This is a genomic window from Rhodospirillum rubrum ATCC 11170 (assembly GCF_000013085.1).
GTDB classification, from domain to species: Bacteria; Pseudomonadota; Alphaproteobacteria; order Rhodospirillales; family Rhodospirillaceae; genus Rhodospirillum; species Rhodospirillum rubrum.
In genome coordinates this window covers 1015176-1035742 of the sequence record NC_007643.1, presented here as the reverse complement: position 1 = coordinate 1035742, position 20567 = coordinate 1015176, and the positions used below count along the sequence as shown (strand labels likewise).

The 20567-nt window shown below is 66.5% G+C and carries 16 protein-coding genes; 10 read left to right on the top strand and 6 right to left on the bottom strand.

The genetic code is table 11. The features are described from left to right. Window positions 1–33: 33 nt before the first annotated feature. Together RRU_RS04540 and RRU_RS04535 are read right to left on the bottom strand one after the other, a co-directional pair. The gene (locus tag RRU_RS04540; protein WP_011388621.1) at window positions 34–1275 is read right to left on the bottom strand and encodes an MFS transporter; all 1242 of its coding nucleotides are present in this window, start codon (window positions 1273–1275) and stop codon (window positions 34–36) included. Window positions 1276–1277: 2 nt separating this feature from the next. Next, a complete protein-coding gene (locus RRU_RS04535) occupies window positions 1278–3362 on the bottom strand; it encodes a TonB-dependent receptor (RefSeq protein ID WP_014626055.1) in 2085 nt (694 codons plus the stop codon). A 451-nt stretch (window positions 3363–3813) separates the two neighbouring features. Between RRU_RS04535 and RRU_RS04530 the strand changes: the two genes are divergently transcribed. Next, entirely contained in the window at window positions 3814–5625 is a 1812-nt protein-coding gene (locus RRU_RS04530) for an ABC transporter ATP-binding protein (protein WP_011388619.1), read from the top strand. Further along, window positions 5609–7327, top strand: a complete 1719-nt coding sequence (locus RRU_RS04525) for an ABC transporter ATP-binding protein (RefSeq protein WP_014626054.1) — start codon at window positions 5609–5611, stop codon at window positions 7325–7327. The genes RRU_RS04530 and RRU_RS04525 overlap by 17 nt, the downstream gene beginning before the upstream one ends. Before the next feature lie 21 nt (window positions 7328–7348). Here RRU_RS04525 and RRU_RS04520 read toward each other — a convergent pair whose 3' ends face one another. Next, entirely contained in the window at window positions 7349–8122 is a 774-nt protein-coding gene (locus RRU_RS04520; RefSeq protein WP_237703830.1) for a helix-turn-helix transcriptional regulator, read from the bottom strand. Window positions 8123–8475: 353 nt separating this feature from the next. Between RRU_RS04520 and RRU_RS04515 the strand changes: the two genes are divergently transcribed. The 5 genes from RRU_RS04515 to RRU_RS04495 all read left to right on the top strand — a co-directional run bounded on the left by RRU_RS04515 (window position 8476) and on the right by RRU_RS04495 (window position 14691). Next, entirely contained in the window at window positions 8476–8949 is a 474-nt protein-coding gene (locus tag RRU_RS04515; protein WP_011388616.1) for a MarR family winged helix-turn-helix transcriptional regulator, read from the top strand. A 66-nt stretch (window positions 8950–9015) separates the two neighbouring features. After that, complete coding sequence (locus tag RRU_RS04510) at window positions 9016–10488, top strand: efflux transporter outer membrane subunit (RefSeq protein ID WP_011388615.1); 1473 nt, start codon at window positions 9016–9018, stop codon at window positions 10486–10488. Window positions 10489–10560: 72 nt separating this feature from the next. Further along, a complete protein-coding gene (locus RRU_RS04505; RefSeq protein WP_011388614.1) occupies window positions 10561–11769 on the top strand; it encodes an HlyD family efflux transporter periplasmic adaptor subunit in 1209 nt (402 codons plus the stop codon). A gap of 26 nt (window positions 11770–11795) precedes the next feature. Then, a complete protein-coding gene (locus RRU_RS04500) occupies window positions 11796–13343 on the top strand; it encodes a DHA2 family efflux MFS transporter permease subunit (RefSeq protein ID WP_011388613.1) in 1548 nt (515 codons plus the stop codon). Between the two features lie 478 nt (window positions 13344–13821). Then, window positions 13822–14691 carry a sulfotransferase domain-containing protein gene (locus RRU_RS04495; RefSeq protein WP_011388612.1) on the top strand — a complete coding sequence of 290 codons (870 nt, stop codon included), beginning with the start codon at window positions 13822–13824 and terminating at the stop codon, window positions 14689–14691. Between the two features lie 59 nt (window positions 14692–14750). Here the strand turns inward: RRU_RS04495 and RRU_RS04490 are convergent, their stop codons facing one another. Beyond that, window positions 14751–15656 carry a hypothetical protein gene (locus RRU_RS04490; RefSeq protein WP_011388611.1) on the bottom strand — a complete coding sequence of 302 codons (906 nt, stop codon included), beginning with the start codon at window positions 15654–15656 and terminating at the stop codon, window positions 14751–14753. A gap of 148 nt (window positions 15657–15804) precedes the next feature. Between RRU_RS04490 and RRU_RS04485 the strand changes: the two genes are divergently transcribed. After that, window positions 15805–17739: an asparagine synthetase B family protein gene (locus RRU_RS04485; RefSeq protein ID WP_011388610.1), complete on the top strand. Its 1935-nt coding sequence runs from the start codon at window positions 15805–15807 to the stop codon at window positions 17737–17739. A 22-nt stretch (window positions 17740–17761) separates the two neighbouring features. On the opposite strand, the gene RRU_RS04480 is transcribed toward RRU_RS04485, so the two are convergent. Beyond that, window positions 17762–18616, bottom strand: a complete 855-nt coding sequence (locus RRU_RS04480) for a sulfotransferase domain-containing protein (protein WP_207187398.1) — start codon at window positions 18614–18616, stop codon at window positions 17762–17764. 144 nt (window positions 18617–18760) lie between these two features. Further along, on the bottom strand, window positions 18761–19726 hold the full coding sequence (locus RRU_RS04475; RefSeq protein ID WP_014626051.1) for a hypothetical protein: 966 nt from the start codon (window positions 19724–19726) through the stop codon (window positions 18761–18763). Window positions 19727–19844: 118 nt separating this feature from the next. Between RRU_RS04475 and RRU_RS04470 the strand changes: the two genes are divergently transcribed. Together RRU_RS04470 and RRU_RS04465 are read left to right on the top strand one after the other, a co-directional pair. Next, entirely contained in the window at window positions 19845–20132 is a 288-nt protein-coding gene (locus tag RRU_RS04470) for a PqqD family protein (RefSeq protein ID WP_011388607.1), read from the top strand. Beyond that, window positions 20129–20563 (top strand): lasso peptide biosynthesis B2 protein, encoded by a 435-nt coding sequence (locus tag RRU_RS04465; RefSeq protein WP_014626050.1) that lies wholly within the window; start codon window positions 20129–20131, stop codon window positions 20561–20563. The genes RRU_RS04470 and RRU_RS04465 overlap by 4 nt, the downstream gene beginning before the upstream one ends. Window positions 20564–20567 lie beyond the last annotated feature (4 nt).

Sequence of the window (20567 nt, the reverse complement as noted above, 5' to 3'; positions counted from 1 at the left end):
GCGTTCCGGACCAGACCGCGACGGCGATTTGCTTCAATAGCCGTCGGTTAGAGCGGTGGGCGTGAAACCCGGGTTACGCAGGCGCACGACCATCGCCAGCAAAGCCAGCGCCAGGATCAGGCCGATGACCAGGGCGGCGGCATAGCCGGCCCGGGCCGCCAGAGCCGTGGTCGCCGCCATCACCACGATCTCGCCCAGCGTCTGCAATCCCTGGAAGGCCGAATAATCGGTGCCGGGCTGCCGGCCGCGCTGGGCGAAACCCATCAGCAGCGTATACGACGCCACCGTGCACACGCCGATTCCCAGACCGCTTGCCGTCGCCAGCCCCCAGACCGCGCCCAGACTGGCCAAAGACGGATCCATCGCTAAAACCGCCCACAGCAGGGAGCTGATGCCGACCAGCCCGCCGCCCAACACCAGGGTCGAAAGGGCGCCAAAGCGCACCACCATCACTCCGGCGATGGCGCAGCCGGCGACGATCATCAGCGTATTGCCCGTTCCCGACAGGGTGCCGACCGCGTCCAGGGACCAGCCGGCATCGATCAGGAACAGCTTCGCCACCCCGAAGGAAACCGCCCCGCCCATGGTGGCGCACATCCCCAAAGCCAGCAGCGGCAAGGCGCCCGGCCGGCGGAAGAAGGCCCGTAACGAAGCTGGTTCGGGCGTCCCCCCTTGCGGCGGATCGGGCTCGCGCCACAGGGCGACGGGAAGGCCGCAGAGCAAAACCATCGCCGCCAGTCCCAAAAGCGTCGGCAGATGACCAAGCGCGCCGATCCCGACCATCGCCAAAGGTCCCCCCGCCAGCATGCCGATCATGAAGCCGGCGACCTGGACGGTGTTGACATGGGCGAGCCCGGTTCCATGCAGGCGTTCCGAGGCCAGGCCATCGGTGGCGATATCCTGGGTGGCGCTGACCAGCGACGCCACGGCGACCAGCGCCAGCAAGGCCGGCGCATTGCCGGCGGTGAAGGGCAGGACCGCCATCCCCGCCAGACTGAGGGCCAGGGCCGTTTGCATCGGCAAAATCCAGCTCCGACGGCGGCCAAGGCGAGCCGACCAGTGGTTCTCGACCAGCGAAGCCCAGAGCACCTTGAACACCCAGGGCAAACTGGCCAGCGGCACCAGCGAGATCAGCTCAAGCGAGGCCCCGCCGTCGCGCAGCAGCACGGGATAGGCCTGGAAGGCCAGCCCCACCGGCAGCCCCTGCACCAGATACAGGCAGCCGATCATCACCAGAAGCTTGCGCCCTTGGAAGGGCTTGGCGGTCGTGTCCATGCTCACCACCGCGCCGTCACGGTCATGCCGAAGGTTCGCGGATCGCCGGCGATGCCGCCATAGGTGCCGCCGCCCAGATCGAAGGCACGGGTGGCGTAATCGGCATCGAGGGCGTTCTTGACCCACAAGGCCACCTCGTAGCTTTCGCCCTGATAACCGGTCTTCAGATTGAGCAGGCCATAGGGCCGTTCCTTCTGGGTATTGGCCGAATTAAAGTAAACCTCGCCCGTGCCCAACCAGTCGGCATGGGCATAAAGGCCATTCTCAAAGCTGTAATCCGCGCCAAGGCTATAGGTATAGGCCGGGGCGTTCGGCGGACGCTTCCCCGAGAAATCCGTGCCGTTGTCCTCATATTTGGTGAAATGGGCGTCGTTCCAGCCGGCCCCGGCTTTCAGCAACAAGGCCTTGGTGGCTTTCCAAGCCAGCTCCAGTTCCACGCCCCGGCTGACGCTTTGGCCGGCGTTGGAAATATTGGACTGCGAAAGGATCAATTCCTCGACCTGCTGGTCGGTCCAGTCGATCCAGAACAAGGACAGCTTGGTCGACAGCGTGTTGTCCAAAGCGGTGTGTTTGACGCCGATTTCATAGTTCCGGGTGTATTCGGCGTCGTATTTCTCGTTCCCCGGATCAGCCAAGTTATTGAAGCCGCCGGCCTTATAGCCGCCGGAATAGGTGGCATAGGTTAGCAGAGTGGGAAACGGCTTGTATTCCAGGCCGACCTTGGGCAGCCAAGCGTGAAAGGTCATATCCTGATCCACGCCGGTATCGCGCCCCATGGCCGCCCAGGTCTGCTGGCTTTCGACGTCCTTGCGTTCATGGTCATAGCGCAGACCGGTGATCAGCGAGAGGCTGTCGATCAGCGGCCAAGTGACCTGACCGAAGGCCGCCATATTGCGGGTGTCGGTCGTCGTGCGGACCGACTGGACGCCCATTCCCATGCCGGTCATGGTCATATCGATATCATTGTGGTCGGTCTGATCGAAGTAATAGACGCCGCCCACCCAGCGCGGCCCGCTGGCGCCTTCCGGAGAACTCAGGCGCAGTTCCTGGGTGAAGCGGGAATAATCCACGCCGGTCCGCAGGCGCATCAGATCAAGGGCGCTGCCATCGACGTCATAGGTCGTGTCCTTGTTTTCATAGCCATAGGCCGAGATCGAGGTCACCGTGACGGCGGGCGCCTCATAGACCGCCCGAACGTTGCCGCCGTGAACATCGCTGTCGTTCGAGCCGATGTAATTGGACGAGACCTTGTGGGAGTCCTCGCGTAAGGCGCTGAGGGGGGCGATGTTGGTCGAGCCTTCCCGATAGCGCGCCCCGTCATAGGTGGCGATCACGTCCCAGGCCTGCTGGGGTTGCCAGCGAACCTTGAAACGGGCGTTCACATTGGTGGCATCGTCCACGTCATCGGCGCCGTCGGGCTCACGGGTGAAATAGCCATCGCTGTCGAGAAACTGCACCGCCGCGCGATAAGACCAATCTTCGCTTCCCAAAGGCCCGCCGGTGATGCCGCTGATCGTTTTTCGGTTGTAATTGCCGATCCCCACCGACACCTGCCCTTCCTGATGGGGTTCGGGATCGCGGGTGATGATAGTGACGGCGCCGGCCTCGGTGTTGCGGCCGTAAAGGGTGGATTGGGGACCGCGCAACACCTCGACCCGGTCGATATCAAGCAACTCCATGTCGACGTTGCGGTAATGAACCCCATCAACGAAAAAGCCCACCGGCTGCTCGGCCTCCATGAAGGGCGTGACGCCGCGCATCGACAGGAAAGCGACACTGGCGTGCTGTCCGGCCTTGGTCATATACATGTTGGGAACTTGGCGAACGATGTCGATGGTGTCCTTGGCGGCGGAGCGTTCAAGGTCCTCGCCCGTGACCACGGTCATACTGACCGGCGTATCCTGATCGGTGGAGGTCATCTTTTCGGCGGTGACGGTCACCGGCTGAAGTTGGTAGACCTCGCCGCTCCCCGCCACCTGGACCTCTTGGGCGGTTTCCTTGCGGTCGTCGGCCACAGCCACCGTCGCGCCGACCATCTGGGCTACGGCAAGGCTTAGGACGGCGGGCAGCGCCCGACGGCGATTCATCTCAGACACCACGTTCCAAACTCCCCCGGACAAAAACCGACCACGCATCCGCTGCTCAATGATGCGACTGAGAGGCATAATTACATGCCCTCTCCCCGTCTCCCCGAGACGGGTCGGCAAATACCCCAAACGGGATCTTTTAGGGCGGTGAGCGGGGACTCCGCTCCCCGCTCACTGACCTAAGGTTCTGACAGACAAGCAAATCCCGCCCCGCCGAAGGGGCGCCCTCGCGGACCGCCGGAAATAATCCCGAAAGGAGCAGTGGCCGACCCGATCCGGGGAGCCCCGCCGGTCGGCGCCGTATAAGAAAGCCGGTCACCGGGGTTCTAGGGCGGCTTGCGGGACATCCACTCCCCTCACGCCGCCCCAAGAGGCTGACAGGGAAGCAAATCGTCGTCGCGATCGGGTCGGGATCGCTCGGGGATCGGTTCTAACGGGGATGGAGCGGGGGATGACGGACGGCACAAGCGCTCGCAACGCCATACCGGCGCGTCCCATCCTCTGGCGGCTGCTTTTCCCCGAAAGGCACAGGCTGGCCCTGGCCCTGGCGATCACCCTGCTGGCCGCCCTCGCCGAACTGCCGCCCTATGCCTTGCTCAGTCAGTCGATCGGCCTCGCGCTGACCGGGACGGCCTCCGGCGGCGATCTGCTGGGCTTGGCGGGATGGATGGGGGCGGCCCTTCTTATCAAATTTCTGCTCTATAGCCTCGCCTATTATCTCAGCCACGTCGCCGCTTACCGGCTGCTCGCCGACATCCGCCAGACCCTGGTCCGTCGCCTTGCCGTCGCCCCCCTGATCTGGCTCCAGCGGCACAGTTCGGGGGATCTGAAAAAGATCGTGCTCCAGGACGTGGAGCGGCTGGAGCAATTCATCGCCCACCACACGGTGGAATGTCTGGCGGCCCTCGCCAGTCCGGTTTTCGTCGCCCTGGTCCTCGCCTGGATCGATTGGCGCCTTGCCGCCGCCGCCCTGCTGACGCTGCCCCTGGCCGCCACCCTCCAGGCGCTGTTGATGCGCGGCCTGGGCCCGCGCATCGAGGACTATGGCCGCACCATCGGCGCGCTGAACGGAGCGACCGTCGAATACATCCGCAATGCGCCGGTCATGAAGGCCTTTTGCCAGAACGCCCGCTCCTTCGAGCACATGCGCGATCTGTTGGCGCGCTATCACGCCATGATCACGGCGATGACGCGGAAAACGGTGCCCGGCTGGTCGGCGTTCATGGTTCTGCTCGGGGCCAATATCGTTTTTCTTCTGCCTTTTGGTTTGTGGCTCCACCGCCAGCACGCCCTTGAGCTGACCGAGGTCATCCTGGCCGTGATGCTGGGAAGCGGCATGCTCAAGCCGCTGTTCAAGGTCGCCCATTTCTCCTCCGAGATCGGCGAGATCCTGGCCGGGGTCCGCCGTCTCGCCCCTTTGCTGGCCTTTCAGCCGACCGCGCCGGCGGCCGTGGCGCCAGCGCCCGCGGCGGCGGCCGATAGCGCCTTTGCCGACGCCATCACCTTTGATCGGGTGTCGTTCTCCTATGGCGCGCGGACCATTTTGCAAGACGTGAGCTTTACCCTGAAGGCGGGCGGCTTCACCGCCCTGGTCGGACCATCGGGCGCGGGAAAAAGCACCATCGCCCATCTCATGGGGGGGCTGGTCCTCGCCGATCGCGGCGACATCCGCGTGGGTGCGGTCAGTTTGTCCTCGTTGAGCGAGGCCGGGCGCGCCGGGCTGATCGGCGTGGCAAGCCAGGATAGCTTTCTGTTCGCCGGCACGCTGATGGACAACCTGCGCCTGGGCCGCCCCGAGGCCGGCGCAGACATGGTTCGCCACGCCGCGCGCATCGCCCAGGCGGAGGATTTCATCGCCGCCCTGCCCGAGGGCTACGCCACCACCCTGGGCGAGCGCGGCACCCGCCTGTCCGGCGGCGAGCGCCAGCGCATCGCCCTCGCCCGCGCCCTGATCAGCCAAACCCCCGTGCTCGTGCTCGACGAGGCGACGGCCTTCGCCGACGGCCGCACGGAACGACGGTTCTATCAGGCGCTGCGCGCGGCCTATCCCGACCAGACGCTGCTGGTCATCGCCCACCGCCTGACCGCCATCGCCCAAGCCGATCAGATTTTGGTTCTTGAGGACGGCCGCGTGATCGACGGCGGCCGCCACGCCGATCTGCTCGAGCGCTGCCCGCTTTATCAAACCCTCTGGCGGCGCCAGTTCGACAGCGAGACCTGGTCCATCCGCCCCAAGGGGACCGCCGATGCCGCCCATTCTTGAAGCCTTGAACCGGGTCATCGCCACCAGCGGCCGGCCAAAGGGCGCGCTGTGGCGCGGCCTGGGCTTGCGGGTGCTTGAACGGATTTTCGCCATCACCCCCTTTTTCCTCGGCTCCCTATGGCTGGCCGACGCCGTCTCCGGCAGGGAACCGGCGTTGTCGCTGCCCCTGCTCGGGATGTGTCTCGCCGCCCTGCTCGCCGGTCAGATGCTGTGTTCCTATCTGGGGCAGATGGCCTGTTTCCTTGGTGCCTATGATCTGATGATCGGCTACCGGGAACAGGTGATCGACCATATCGGCCGCCTGCCCTTGGGCGTCTTGCAAAAGCGGCGGATCGGGCACCTAGCGGCCATCGTCACCGACGACGTGAAGCGCGTGGAAGAGATCTTCACCCATGTCGCCATCGACCTAGTGGCGGCGGCCAGCGCCCCTTTGCTGTTCCTGGCCGTGCTGACCTGGGTGGACTGGCGGTTGTCGCTGGCGCTGATGGTGACTTTGCCCATGGCGATCATCGGCCTGAATGCCGCCAGGGGGTTTTTCCTGGCCAGGGGCCGGACCAAGCAGACCCTGGTCCAGGAGACCTCGGGGCTGATCGTGGAATTCGTCACCGGCCTGAAAACCCTGCGGCTTTTCAACCAAACCGCGCCCTGGCTCGATCGTCTGGACCGGCGCTTCGCCGCCCTTCGCGAGATCAGCTTGGGGGTGGAGGCCTGGGGTGGCGGGTCGATCCAGCTGTATCGGCTTTGCCTTGAAGGCGGGCTGGTAAGCCTGTTGCTGACCGCCGGTTGGTTGGCGAACCGCGGCGCGCTCGATCCTTTGGCCTGGGTGCTGTTCGCCCTGGTCGCCGGCAAGCTTCTCGAGCCACTGCTCGACGCCGCCGCGTTTCTGACCGAACTGCGCTTGATGGTGCTGGCCGAGGGCCGGATCGCGGCCTTACGGGCCGAGCCGCTTTTGCCCGAGGGAACGGCGACGCTCGCCGCCGCCGGCGAGGTCGCCTTCCAGAACGTGAGCTTCCGCTATGACGACGCCTGGGTGCTGCGCGACGTGTCCTTCCGGGTGGGGGCGGGAACCATGACCGCCATCGTCGGCCCCTCGGGGTCGGGCAAAACCACGTTGCTGCACCTGCTGGCCCGCTTCTTCGACCCCCAGGCCGGAGCGGTGACGATCGCCGGCCGGGACATCCGAACGCTCGACACGCAAGATCTTTACCGGCACCTGGGCTTCGTCTTCCAGGACGTTCAATTGTTCGACGGAACCCTTCTGGAAAACCTGCTCATCGGCCGCCCCGGAGCGGACGAGGCGGCGGTGGCGGCGGCCTGCACGGCGGCCTATTGCGACCCCTTCCTCGCGCGCCTGCCCGATGGCTTGGCCAGCCGCATCGGCGAGAACGGCCAGCGTCTGTCGGGGGGCGAGCGTCAGCGCCTGTCCATCGCCCGCGCCATCCTCAAAGATGCCCCCATTCTGCTGCTCGACGAGGCGACGGCCTCGGTGGATCCGGCCGCCCAATATGAAATCCAGCGCGCCCTGTCGCATCTGGCCCAAGGCCGGACGGTGATCATGGTGGCCCACCGGCTGCACACCATTCGCCATGCGGACCAGATCCTGGTCCTTGACCAGGGACGGATCCTTGAACAGGGCCGCCATGACGACCTCCTCGCCCAGGCCGGCCTTTATGCCGCGCTGTGGCGGGAACAAAGCCGCTAAGCGGTCGCCCGGCTTATCGGATCACCCGAGGGCGCCCCGGCGGGCTTCGCGGGGCAGGATGCCGAACTGCTTGCGGAAGGCCGCGCCGAAATGGCTGACATTGCTATAGCCCAGCATCATGGCGGTTTCCGTCACCCCATGGTGCTGGAGCAGCAGCCGCGCCCGATCCATGCGTTCGCGTTGGAATAGCCCATAGACGCTATGACCGAAAACCGTCTTGAACCCACGCTTGAGCTTGAGCTGGTTCAGGCCGGTCTCCCGGGCCAGTTCGGCGATCGTCGGCGGGGCGCTGAGATCTTGAAGCAACCGCTCCCGCGCCGCCAGCAGCAGCTTGCGCTCCCGCAAGGGCACCGCTTCGCCATCCTCGGCGGACCGATAGGACGCGAGGTGCCAGGCGAGGAATTCGAGGGTGGCGGCATGGATCAGCAGGGGCGGCGCCTGCCCCTCGTCCATGAGCCAGGCGAGGCGGGCGGCGGCATCGCGGACACGGCGGTCGTTCGCCTTGTGATGCACGCAAAAACCCCGGTGGATATCGTCGCCGATGCGATCGTACTGGGGTCCCGCCAGCGCCGCCAGGGTTTCGGGCGTCACCATCAGTTCGATGGTGCGATAGGGCCCGGAAAACGACAAATGAAAGCGCTCCTCCGGGGCGTAGCTGGTCAGCAAGGCCCCGGGCTCCAAACGGAACGCGCCACCGCCAAAGGTCACATCGACCATTCCCTGGAACAAACAACTAAAATGAATAAAGGGCCGGTCGTTATAGGCGGTGGCCTCAAAGGCCGAAGGAAGAGACATCAAGGACACCATCATCCCCGTCTGCAGCGAAACGGGTTTGACCTCCACCTCCAACGGCATCCCCGTCACGGCGGGCCGATCCGTGAAAAAATCAGAGGAGCGAAGTTCGCGCATGGGAGCCCTCCGGGCTGTTCGAGATACTGCTCTTGCGCTCTCCCACCGCGGTTCCTTTCCGTTAGATGCAGAAGAAATTAATTCTTACTATCAATTCCAGGGCGATGGAATGCCCTCCGTCACCGCCGCGCCACGCCAAGACGGTTTTTAACTCCCCAAGGCGGGAAGGCGGAAAAATCGCTCCTTGACAGGCAGCCTCGGCCACGACACTCTCTGCCTAGGCAGCCATTGAGAGCCCCATGTCCCCGTCAGATGCCCCCCTCCCCCCGATCTATACGGCCGAGACTTATGATGCGGCGCGCAATATCGCCCGCCATCTGATCGATATCGGTACCGAGCTGCGCGCGGCGATCGACCGTCGGTCGATCCCCCTGGGCATCAGCGGGCCGCAATGGGTCGTGCTGGTTCGCATCGCCAGTGGCGTCGACACCAGTGCCGCCGAGTTATGCCGGACGATCGGTTATGACAGCGGATCGATGACCCGGATGCTCGACCGCCTGGAAAAGCGGGGATTGATCTATCGCCGCCGCAGCATCGAGGATCGGCGGGTGGTCCGGCTCTCTTTGACCGACCTGGGCAAGGAGTTGTATCCCCAGCTCACGCCCATCGCCATCGAGACCCTGAACCACGTCCTCAAGGGCTTCACGCCCGAGGAGGCCGATATCCTGATGGGCCTCCTCGATCGCATCCTGGCCAATGCCAATACCGCATGACCTTTTTTTATTCATACGACTGCCTAGGCAGTAACAGTTAAGGCAACCTTTAGAGGGCGCGAAGCGATGAACATGGCATTCCTGGTCGCACCGTCGCTGATCGCGCTGATCCTGGGCGGCTGCGCCCCGTGGGACGGGATCGACCGCCAGTCGGCGATGACCGACGCCAAGACCCTGGCCCTGTCCGCGCCCTCCGATCCCATTCCCGAAGTCGCCCCCTGGCCGGAGGGGGAGTGGTGGCGCGGCTATCATGACGCGCAGTTAAACCAGTTGATTGGCGAAGCCCTGGCCGGCAATCCCTCCCTCAAGGTCGCCCAGGCGCGCCTCCGCCGCGCTGGCGCCCTGGCCGGTCTGGCCGAGGCCGCGCTCTCCCCTCACCTTGATGGCGGGGCGTCGATCATTGATCAGCGGTTCAATGAGGGCGGCCTCTATCCCGACTCCTTGGCCGGCAAGGTCAAGACCGAGAACAAGATCGCCCTGGAGGGCGCCTATACCCTCGACCTGTGGGGGGGCCGCGAGGCCGAGTACCGATCCGCCCTGGGGGAGCTCCGCGCCAGCGAGATCGACGCCCAGGCCGCCCGACTCGACCTCGCCGCCGCGATCGCCCAAAGCTACGCCCGCTTGGCCGCGGCCTTCGACCAACGCGACATCAGCCACGAGGTGCTGCGCCAGAAACAGGAGATCCAGGCCCTGACCGCCCGACAAGTGCGGTCCGGATTGGTCACCGAGGTCGAAACCCGTCAGGCCGATGCCGCCATCGCCGCCGCCCGGGCCGATATCGCCGGCGACGAGGAACGCATCAGCTTGCTGCGGCGCGATCTGGCTGTTTTGACCGGCGCCGGTCCCGACCGTGGCGCGGCCATCACCCGCCCCGGCCTGAGCATGAGGGCGGGTGTCGGCCTGCCCTCGACCCTGCCGGCGGATCTGATCGGCCGCCGTCCCGATATCGTCGCCCATCGCTGGCGGATCGAGGCGGCGACGCGGAGCATCGACGCCGCCAAGGCCCGATTTTATCCCAATGTCGATCTGACGGCCTTCCTGGGCTTCAAGTCGATCGGGCTGGCCAACTTCATGACGGCGGGCAGCTTCATGGCCGGCGCCGGACCGGCGATCACCTTGCCGATCTTCGATGCCGGGCGGTTGCGGAGTCAGTTGGCCGAGGCGAACGCCACCCTCGACATCACCGTCGAACTCTACAACGGCGCCGTCCTCGAGGCGCTGCGCGACATCGTCGGGTCTCTCACCTCCTGGCGGGCCAATCAGGCGCGGTTGGCGGAGAAAAGCCTCGCGGTGGCCTCTTTGGAGGAAGCCTATCGTCTGGCCCTGCTGCGCTACCGCGAGGGACTGGCCAACTACCTAACGGTTTTGTCGGCCGAAACCGCGCTGATCGCCGAGCGCCGCCAGGAAGCGGAGTTCCGCAATCGCCAATACGGCCTTTCGATCGCGCTGGCCCATGCCCTGGGGGGCGGCTTCGCCCCCCAGGGTCCGCCGCCGTCTCGGGCGGCGAGCGGGGACCCCGCTCCCCGCGCACCGCTCTAAGACCTTGATAGTTAAGCAAATCATCGTCGCACTCTGCTTCAAAGCGCTCTAACGATCCCAAGGACGCCCGCGATGACCGAGCCCCCCTCCCTCCCCTCTTCCGATGACAGCGACCGGCGACGCCGGACCTTGTTGATGTCCGCCGCCGCCCTGACGTTCATCGCCCTGGGCGCCGCCTATGGGATTTACTGGTGGACGACGGCCCGCTTCGACATGTCCACCGACAACGCCTATGTCGCGGGCAATATCATCCAGGTCTCGCCCCAGATCGCCGGCACGGTGACGGCGGTCCATGCCGACGATACGGATTTCGTCGAAGCCGGACAGATGCTGGTCACCATCGACCCGACCGACGCCCGTCTGGCCCTTGATCAGGCGGAAGCGACTTTGGCCGAAACGGTGCGCCAGGTTCGCGCCCTGTTCAGCCAGGATGGCGTTCTGGCGGCAACGGTCCTGGCCCAGGAAACCACCCTGGCCCGGCTGCGCGAGGATTTCGCCCGCCGTCAAAGACTGGCCAACACCGGCGCCGTTTCGGCCGAAGAGGTCAAACACGCCCGTGACGCGGTGACGCAGGCCTCGGCGCACTTGGCCGGCGCCCGCAAGCAGCAGGAAGCCAACCGCGTGCTGATCGACATGACCGGCCTAACCAGCCATCCCCGCGTCGCCCGGGCCGCGGCCCAAGTGCGCGAAGCCTATGTGGCGTGGCGGCGCACCGTGGTTCCGGCGCCGGTGTCGGGTCAGGTCGCCCGCCGCGCCGTTCAGGTCGGCCAACGAACCACCCCCGGCACGCCCTTGATGGCGATCATTCCGCTCGACGAGGTTTGGGTCGACGCGAATTTCAAGGAAGGCCAATTGGGAGCGATGCGCCTCGGCCAACCCGTCCTGCTCACCGCCGACATCTATGGCGACGACATTGTCTATCGCGGCACGGTGGCCGGACTGGCGGCGGGAACCGGGGCGGCCTTTTCGCTGCTGCCGGCCCAGAACGCCACCGGCAACTGGATCAAGGTGGTCCAGCGCGTTCCGGTTCGCATCGCCCTTGATCCCCGGGATCTGGCCCAGCGTCCGCTGCGGGTCGGGCTTTCGATGGAGGCCCACGTCTCGATCAGGGATCAAAGCGGTCCGCAGATGGCGACGGGCCGGCAAAAGGACATCGTCGCCCGGACCGACGTCTTCGCCGACCTCGACCACGACGCCGAGGCGCTGATCAAGGACCTGATCGCCCGGAACATGCGGACGGAGCCGGACCTCGCGCCGGCGCCGATAACCGCCGACCGGTGAGATCGGCCCCCAAGGGAGACGCCCCCATGCCCCCTCCGTCCTTTCCGCCCCTGACCGGCAACCGGCTGGTCCTCGCCACCATCGCCTTGTCGCTGGCCACTTTCATGAACGTGCTCGACACCACCATCGCCAATGTGGCCCTGACCACCATTGCCGGCGATCTTGGCGTCAGCGTCAGCCAGGGAACCTGGATCATCACCTCGTTTGGCGTCTCCAACGCCATCGCCGTGCCGCTGACCGGCTGGCTGGTCGGGCGGATCGGACAATTGCGGCTGTTCTTATCGGCGGTGGTGTTGTTCGTCGTGCTGTCGCTGTTGTGCGGGTTATCGACCAATCTGGAATCCCTGCTGGCGTTCCGTTGCCTTCAGGGGCTGGTCGCCGGACCGATGGTGCCGCTGTCCCAGGCGCTGTTGCTGCAATGCTATCCCAAGGCCAAGGCCGGGATGGCGATTGCCCTGTGGTCGATGACAACGACGGTGGCGCCGGTGATGGGGCCGGTTCTCGGCGGCTGGCTGACCGACAACGTGTCCTGGCCGTGGATCTTCTACATCAATGGTCCAATCGGCCTGATCGCGGCGTGGCTCACCTTCGTCACCCTGAAAGGACGCGAGAGCGCCACCCGCACCCTGCCGATCGACACCATCGGCTTGGCTCTTCTGGTGCTGTGGGTCGGCGCGACGCAGATCATGCTCGACAAGGGCAAGGAACTCGACTGGTTCAATTCCTCGACCATCATGGCGCTGGCGATCATCGCCGTCGTCACCTTCACGTTCTTCCTGATCTGGGAATTGACCCAAAAGCATCCGATCGTCGATCTGACCTTGTTCAAGGGCCGCAACTTCACCACCGGAACCATCGCCATCACCCTGGGCTATGCGGTTTTCTTCGGAAATCTGGTGGTCATCCCGATGTGGTTGCAAAGCGTCATGGGGTATACGGCCACCTGGGCCGGGCTGGTCACCGCGCCGATCGGATTTTTCTCGCTTCTCTTGTCGCCTTTGATCGGCCGCACCATTCACAAGGTCGATCCCCGACTGTTCGCCAGCTTCGCCTTCTTCATTTTCGCCGTCTGCAGCTTCTGGCGCTCAACCTTCAGCCCCGATGTCGCCCTGTGGGACATCGCCGCCAGCCATTTGCTGCAAGGCTTCGCCATGGCGACGTTTTTCATCGCCCTGACCACGGTGATCCTGTCGGGGCTGGATCAGCAGCGCATTCCCGCCGCCTCGGGCCTTTACAACTTCATGCGGATCATGGCCGGCTCGTTCGCCGCCTCGGTGTGGACCACCCTGTGGGAGAATGGCGCGACCCGGCACCACGCCTATCTAACCGAAAGCGTCACCGCCTATTCCGCGCCGACCGCCCATTTTGAAGCCGGCCTGGGAGCCCTTGGACTGACCACCGGCCAAATCTACGGCATCATCAACGCGGAAATCGGCCGCCAGTCCCTGATTTTGTCGATCACCGACCTGTTCTGGCTGTCGGGTCTGTTGTTCCTGGTCCTGATCGGCCTGATCTGGCTGTCCCATCCGGTTCGCCGGGAAACACGCCCCGCCAAGGACGATCGAAACCGCTAAAGACTAGGCGCGCAACCGGAGGAAAACCACCCAAGGAATAAGAGCGTTTAAGGGGCAGATCCTGAAAAGCCAATATTTTCTCAATGGTTTACTTCGTTCTTTCCCGACCCGGTGATTTCTTCGAGACTTGACTTGTCCGCCCTGCCTCATACTGTCACAAGTCGTCTCTTATCCCCTCGCGCCGGAGCCTTTGGCCATGCCCGTCCCCCAAGACCCCGCCTCCCCCCCCTCTTCGTCCTCTCCCCGCAAACCCTGGACGGCGCCCAAACTCGAGTCCGTTGACGTCGCGGAACGAACCAACAAGAAAACGCTCTCGCCCAGCGATGGCTCGGGAACCCATGACATGTTCTCCTGAGGGGACCAGAGCCCCTGACCCTGACGCATCGCCCGGCCGGGACGGTGGTCACGAAGGGGAGGAAGGGGCCGCGTTTCAAAAGCGCGGCGACTGGACGTCGACGCCCTGACGCCAAGGACGGCATTGCCTAGAGAGCTGTGGTCGAGGACCCCATGCCAAGCAGCGCGCCGAACCGGCATCGTCTGGCTGGCCTCTTACCCCAAATCGGGCAACACCTGGATGCGGCTGTTCCTCGCCGCTCTGACGCGCGTACCCGATCTGGCGACGATGGCGGGAACGCCCGGGGGCGCTACCGCGCGGTCGGTCCTGCAACGGGCCCTCGATATCTCCTTCGATGGCCTCTCCCCGGCGGAAGTGGAGTCGTTACGGCCCCTGGCCTACCGCCACCTCGCCGCCCGCACCACCGGCGCGCCGCGGGTGCTGAAAGTCCATGACCAATACCGCGATACGCCCGCCGGCGCCCCCTTGTTCCCGCCCGAGGCGACGGCGGGCTGCCTCCATCTGGTCCGTGACCCTCGCGACCTTTGTCTATCCCTGGCGGCGCATGGGACGGTGACGATCGACCGGGCCATCGCGATCATGGCCGATGCCGATTACGCCCCCGCCGCCGACACAAAGGGGGTCGCCGAAACCTGGGGCTCATGGTCGGACCACGCGCGGGGGTGGCTCGCCGCCAAGATACCCCGATTGACGGTGCGCTATGAGGATTTGCTCGCAGCCCCCGCCGCCACCTTCACCGCGGCGGCCCGCTTCTGTGGCCTTGACGCGCCGGCCGAAACGGTGGCCGAAGCGCTGCGCCGCACCCGCTTTGATCACTTGGTGGCCCAGGAGACGACAGGCGGCTTTGTGGAGCGGCCCGCCACCCTGTCGCGTTTTTTCCGCATCGGCCGCGCCGGCCAGTGGCGCGAGGCGCTGTCAGCGGCCCAGGTGGCGCGGATCGAGCGCGATCACGGCGCCGTCATGGCGGACCTTGGTTATCCGATCGAGTTCTAGGATCGCGATCGTGAAGCGGCTCATCGTCGCACTCCGCCCCGAACCGCTTTGGATCGGCGCTAAAAAACACCCTCCCCGCGCAGAAGGGTGATCAGGGCCCCCGCCTGGGCTTCCGGTGTTCCCAAGGACGGGCCATAGGGCACCACCAGCACGCGGGCCGCCGCCGCCAGGGCGGTCATGGCGGCCAACCGCGAGGGTTCGCCAAGCAGCGTCCGGGTCAGCTCGGCCGCGCGGGCGAGGCTCATCACCGTCTCAAAAGCCCGCGCTCCCTGGCGCCTTTGGGGATCCATCGGACGGACGGCCGGCCGCAGCGAGACCACGGCGCGCACCGGCAAAGGGCGCGGCTCGTACACCCCGGCGCAGCCAAGCGCCGCCCGCCCCCCCGGCCCCAGGGCGCTTGGCCGGCCCAGGCCCGGCGAGGGCGCGGCCTCCGGCCAAACCGACAGGGTCGGGGCGGCGGGCAGGACCAGCGGATGGACCCGATCCGTCCCATCCACGACGCAGCAGCGATCGGCCATCAGCCGCGCGCCCAAAGCCACCAAAGCCAGGGCCAGGGTCGTGCGGCCGACGGCGGGAGGGCCGGCCAGCAGCACGGCCCCCTCGGCCATGGCAACGCAGCCGGCGTCCAGCGGCACCAAGCCCCATTGACAGGCCTGAAGCGGCAGGGGCAGGTCGCAGAGAAACCCCGGCAGTCGGGCCGGGTCCGTGTCCCCCTCGACGGCCGCGACAATCCGCCCGCGCACCATCAGGAAGCGGGCGAGACCGGGAATCCGGTGCAGCACCGCCCCCGAGCGATCAATCCAGGTGAGCGGACGCCGACAGACCGGATCGGCCATGACCTCGGGGACCGCCCCGGTTTCCACGACAACCGGACGACCGAAGGCCGGGCCGCTGGCCGGTGCCAATCCCGGACAGGGAAAACGCGCCTCGATATCCAGGCCGAGTGTATGGTATGAAAAATGCATAGACTGGCCACTCTATCAGCCGGGCGTGGTCTCTCCCTTGCCGGAGAAGGGCCGGACGCCGTTTTTTTAGCATTCTTATCCCCGGGCCGGCACAGCGAAAGACATAGATGGCGGTGAAGCCCGGGCTGCCTTGAGAGGAAAGGGTGGCATGGCTGCTTTTTGCGGGGTCGTCCGCATGGACGACGAACCGGCCGACGCCGATGAGGCCGCCTCCATGGCCGGGGCTTTCGCCGCCGCGCCCGGCGGCCGGCCGACCCTGCGCCGGGATCGGGCCGGAGCCTTCGCCGCCGTCTCGCTGCCGCTGACCCCGGAAGACCGCTTCGATCGCCAGCCGTGGACGGGCCGCGACGGGCGGATCACCCTTCTTTTCGACGGACGGCTTGATGACCGCGCCGGCTTGATCGACCGCCTGGGGCTCGACGGCAAACGCGCCGAGGGCATGGCCGACGGAGCGCTGGTGGCGGCAGCCTATGAGCGGTGGGGCACGGCGATCCTGGCCGGCCTCGCCGGCTTTTGGGTTCTGGCCGTCTGGGACGCGGCGGCCCGACGGCTGGTGCTGGCCCGCGATCCGATGGGCGGGCGGTCGCTGTTTTATCACAGGCAAGGGCCGGTCATCACATTCGCCGCCAGCACCCTGGCGCTGCTGCGCCTGCCGCGCGTCGAGCGGGTCTTGGACGAGACCGTGCTCGGCGACTTGCTGATGCTGACCATGGGGGAACGCGACCGCACCTTTTATCGCGACATCAGCCGGGTCCCCAGCGCCCATCTGGTGGTCTGCACGCCGGAGGGGACGGTGATCGACCCGTTCTGGCACCCCCCCGTCGGCGGCGAACTGCGCTTGCCGCGCGACGAGGATTACGTGGAGGCGGCGCGCGAATTGCTGGAGCGGGCGGTGCGCGCCAATCTGCGCAGCCTGCGCCCGGTCGCCGTGCTCGGAAGCGGCGGCCTTGATTCGGCGGGCGTCGCCGCCACCGCGGCGCGGCTGCTGGCGCCCAGGCCCTTGCCGCTGTATTGCCGGGTGCCGCCGACGGACTGGAGCGGACCGGAGCTGTCCACCAGCTACCCGGACGAGCGGCCCAAGCTCGCCGCCCTCGCCGCCCTCCACCCCAATCTGCGGGTGATGAGCGTCGAACAGGCCGGCCCCCATCGCTTTGATGAAGACCAGACCTGCCTGTTTCAGCGCTATGGTCTGGCCGCCCGCGCCGCCGATAACATCGGCTGGCTGCTTGGCGCCGTCGATCAGGCCCGCGCCGCCGGGCATCGGGTCTTGCTGACCGGCGACTACGGCAACACCACCTTGAGCGCCCCGGGGCGCGGGGCGCCGATGGCCCTGTTGCGTCAGGGCCGGCTGATGGCGCTGGCGCGGGAACTCGCCGGCTGGCGCCGGCAGCGCGGCTGGTCGTGGCCCAAGGTGGCGCGCGAAACGCTGCTCTACCGCATACCCGGGTTGAGCCCCCTGCGATCCTTGGGGAGAAACCCGGGAAGTTGGCGCAGCTGGACCCTTACCCGCCCCGAGGCCGTGCGCGCTCTTGGCCTTGAAGCGCGGGCAAGGGCGGCCGGCGCGCCCGGCTTCCCCATGCCGACCACCACCCCAGCCGCCTCACGGGCCTTGATTTTGGAGCGCTACGGGCGGCTGCGCGGCGATCTCGCGGCGCAAACCACGGCCGTGGACGGCTTCGAGCTACGCTCCCCCCTCGCCTATCTGCCCTTGGTCGAATTCACGCTGCGGGTGCCCTCCCCCCAGTTCTGCCGCGACGGTCGGTTGCGCTGGCTGGCCCGCCGAACCCTGGCCGACCGCCTGCCGCCAGAAATCCTTATGGAAGACAGGCTCGGCGCGCAACATCCCGAATGGTTTGATACGCTGTCGAGCCTGCGCGAAAGCTATCAGGCCGACCTGCCGCGCCTTGCCAAATCCCCTTTGGTCGCGACTTTGCTGGATCTGGAACGGGCCGGACATCTATTGGACTCTTGGCCAGACATCGCCCGGGACGCTGCGCCACGGCACCATGACCATGCCCTCGCCCTGGTTCGCGGCCTGCATGTCGCCCGTTTCGTCCGGTGGAATGAAGGGGGCAATGACTAGGCCGGTGGCCGGTCTGCCGTGATCAGCCGAGGGCGTATCCCAAACGCGTCATCACCTCGCCATGGTCGCGCTCGATGCGGCGCGCCTGTTCGGCCGTCAGACCGTCCCGCCAGCCCCCGGCACGCCCGACGCGGAAGTGGCTGCGACCATCGCCGCGAAAGGCGAAGCCCTCGTTTTGATCCCGCGCCTTCAGGCGGTCAAAGCGCGTCTCCTCGACCGCCCTGCCGATCCGCTCGGCGCTGGCGGGAAGGCCGGCGAAGACCGCCATGCGGGTGAATTCCCCCAGCGGATCGGCCAAAAGATCCTCGTATCGAACCAGCAGGCGGGGAACCTCCTCGGCCGCCAGCCAGCTCCGGCAATGGCCGCTCCAATCGAGCAGCGTGATCGGCACCTGCGGTCCGGCCGGCCCATCGGGATCGAAGACCAACCGGTACTCGGGATCGGCCATCCGCGAGATCGCCTGATCCTGGTCGCAATCGAAGAATTCGGCGAAGGAGACGGCGATGTCGCGCGGATCGCGGACCAGATGGATGGCGCGCGCCGTCGCCGCCGCCGAAAGCAGGGGCTCGCCCGCCGAGGTTCGCACCCAGGCGTCATGGGTGCGGAACAGGCTTGGCCTGGAAAGCAGGCGGGCTTCGGCCTCCAGGCGGCGCGGCTTCAAGACAACCGCCTCCTCGGGCGTGAAATCGGCAAGCTTGATCCCCAGCGCGGTATCGAACCCCATCAGGCCGAAATCGACCGGAACGCGCAAGATCTGGTCCCTTATGCTTGCCGCGTCGGCCTTCTCGGCCAGCAGATGGGCCACGAACAAGCGCATCCAGGTGCTGCCCGACTTGGGATAGGCGGCAATCCAGATCAGGTTTCGCATATCGGACATGGTCGGCCCGCCAACAGGTTGAACGCCGGATAACGCGGCGCCCACCCCCGCATCCTCTGGCTTTATGGCTTCTGCGTCGAGGGCGATGATTGGGACAGCGGCCGCATCGCCCTGCGGAGGCCAAAGGCCTGACCCGCGCCGCGATCACCGCCCAAGCCGGTCGGCAAGCTCCTCGACCGCGTCGGCGAGACCACCCAATTGGCCGAGGTCCCGCCGCCGGACAAGCCTGAATACGGAGACATGGCTCAGCAGCCCCAGGCAGCGGGCGGCATGGTCGGCCACCAAGCCAAGGGGGGCGATCAGGCGCCGCCGGAAGGTATGGGCGCCGAGCACCGTGGCCGCGACATGGGGGGCGCAAGGGCGCACCAGCGGGCGCTCTTCGGTACCGTCGGCCAATTCGATCACCGCGACCAAAGGCGCGGGGCCGACCTGCCACGGCGCCCCGCCCTTTTCGACCAGATTCTTCGCCGCTCCGGGAAACCCCACCGCCGTTCCGTCGGTTAGCCCGACGGCGGCCATCGAGTCGGGCGACAGGCGGAAGCGCGGGGGGCCGGGCCAGGCCTGGGGAACGCCGTTGGCGGCCGGAGCGACGGCGGTCACGTCATCGGCCAAAGGCCGCCACCCGCGTTCCCGCAGCATGGCCGCCAGGGTCGATTTCCCGTCCCCACGGCGGGCGACCAGGGCGATGGCGCCCCCCGTCGCCGGATGGACGAGACAACTGGCGTGGAGGGGCGGCAGTCGGCAAAGGTGGAGAACGGCGCTGATAAGAGTGCCGCAAAAGTATTGGGCCAACAGATGCGGGTCGAGAGCGGGATCGAAATCCAACGTCACCCCCGATACCCGGTCGACCAGGGCGCGGCCGTGCGCTCCGAACGAGAACAAAACCCGGTTCGGACCGACCCACATGCCCATGCCGATGGACACCGCCGCCTCGGCGACCGGGGGCGGGGCAAGCGGGGCCACGGTCACGGCGACCTGCGCCAGGGCCGGCCCTCCCGGATCGGCGGCAACCAGCGGCAAAGGGTGGCCTAGGGCGAAGCGGACGCCCGACACCAGATAGGGATGGAGACGGTTTCCTTGGGTCTGGCCTTGATCGGTGAGCAGGGGCATTCTATCCGGGTAGGCCATAGAGGACCGAGGGTGAAAACGGCGGCGATCATAGACACCCACCCTTGCGAATGCTAGAAATTTGCAAAGTGCGGGCCTTTTATACGGGACGAAACGGGGCATGACCGAGATTTCCTCCACCACGACCGTGTCACGCGATCCGGATCTGCTGTTCTCGGCGGTGAATCGCGAGTTGGTCATTTTTCAGATCAAGCAGGGCTCTTATTTTTCACTAGACGAGATCGGCGCCGATATCTGGCGGCGCATCGAGGCGCCGGTGACGGTTTCGGCGTTGTGTGACGCTTTGGCGACCGACTATGCGGCCGACCGCGCGACCATCGAGCGCGATGTGCGCGCCCTGTTCGCCGAGATGATCGCCGCCGAACTGATCGACCTGCGCCAGCCGTGAGCCCGCCCGCCAAACGCCCGGCGGATTGGCTGCGCGCCCTCGAGGCCCTGGCCCTGCTGATCGCGGCGCGGCTGGCGCTGTCGGTCTTGCCCGTTGGGCTGATCTTCCGCTCCCTACGCCTGACGATGGCGCCGGCGGGCGCCTTCGACGACCGGGCTCCGCCGGCCGCCCGCCCTATCGGATTGGCCATCGACCGGGCGGCTCGCCGCTTGCCCGGCGAGACCCGGTGTCTTCCTCGGGCCCTGGCGGGGGCGCTGATGCTGCGCCGCCGCCGCCTGCAAGCAACGGTGGTTCTCGGCGTCCGCTCAAAGGACGGGCTGCTGAAGGCCCATGCGTGGTTGCTCAGCGCCGGGGCGCCGGTGCTTGGCGCGGCCAATGCCCAGGTCTTCGTTCCGCTTGCCGCCTTCAGCGGCGGCCTTGGCGAAGGCTAAGGAG

Coding starts and splice junctions, on each gene's coding strand:
- RRU_RS04540 (WP_011388621.1), bottom strand. CDS start 1,275: ATGGACACGACCGCCAAGCCCTTCCAAGGGCGCAAGCTTCTGGTGATG.
- RRU_RS04535 (WP_014626055.1), bottom strand. CDS start 3,362: ATGAATCGCCGTCGGGCGCTGCCCGCCGTCCTAAGCCTTGCCGTAGCC.
- RRU_RS04530 (WP_011388619.1), top strand. CDS start 3,814: ATGACGGACGGCACAAGCGCTCGCAACGCCATACCGGCGCGTCCCATC.
- RRU_RS04525 (WP_014626054.1), top strand. CDS start 5,609: ATGCCGCCCATTCTTGAAGCCTTGAACCGGGTCATCGCCACCAGCGGC.
- RRU_RS04520 (WP_237703830.1), bottom strand. CDS start 8,122: ATGTCTCTTCCTTCGGCCTTTGAGGCCACCGCCTATAACGACCGGCCC.
- RRU_RS04515 (WP_011388616.1), top strand. CDS start 8,476: ATGTCCCCGTCAGATGCCCCCCTCCCCCCGATCTATACGGCCGAGACT.
- RRU_RS04510 (WP_011388615.1), top strand. CDS start 9,016: ATGAACATGGCATTCCTGGTCGCACCGTCGCTGATCGCGCTGATCCTG.
- RRU_RS04505 (WP_011388614.1), top strand. CDS start 10,561: ATGACCGAGCCCCCCTCCCTCCCCTCTTCCGATGACAGCGACCGGCGA.
- RRU_RS04500 (WP_011388613.1), top strand. CDS start 11,796: ATGCCCCCTCCGTCCTTTCCGCCCCTGACCGGCAACCGGCTGGTCCTC.
- RRU_RS04490 (WP_011388611.1), bottom strand. CDS start 15,656: ATGCATTTTTCATACCATACACTCGGCCTGGATATCGAGGCGCGTTTT.
- RRU_RS04485 (WP_011388610.1), top strand. CDS start 15,805: ATGGCTGCTTTTTGCGGGGTCGTCCGCATGGACGACGAACCGGCCGAC.
- RRU_RS04480 (WP_207187398.1), bottom strand. CDS start 18,616: ATGTCCGATATGCGAAACCTGATCTGGATTGCCGCCTATCCCAAGTCG.
- RRU_RS04475 (WP_014626051.1), bottom strand. CDS start 19,726: ATGCCCCTGCTCACCGATCAAGGCCAGACCCAAGGAAACCGTCTCCAT.
- RRU_RS04470 (WP_011388607.1), top strand. CDS start 19,845: ATGACCGAGATTTCCTCCACCACGACCGTGTCACGCGATCCGGATCTG.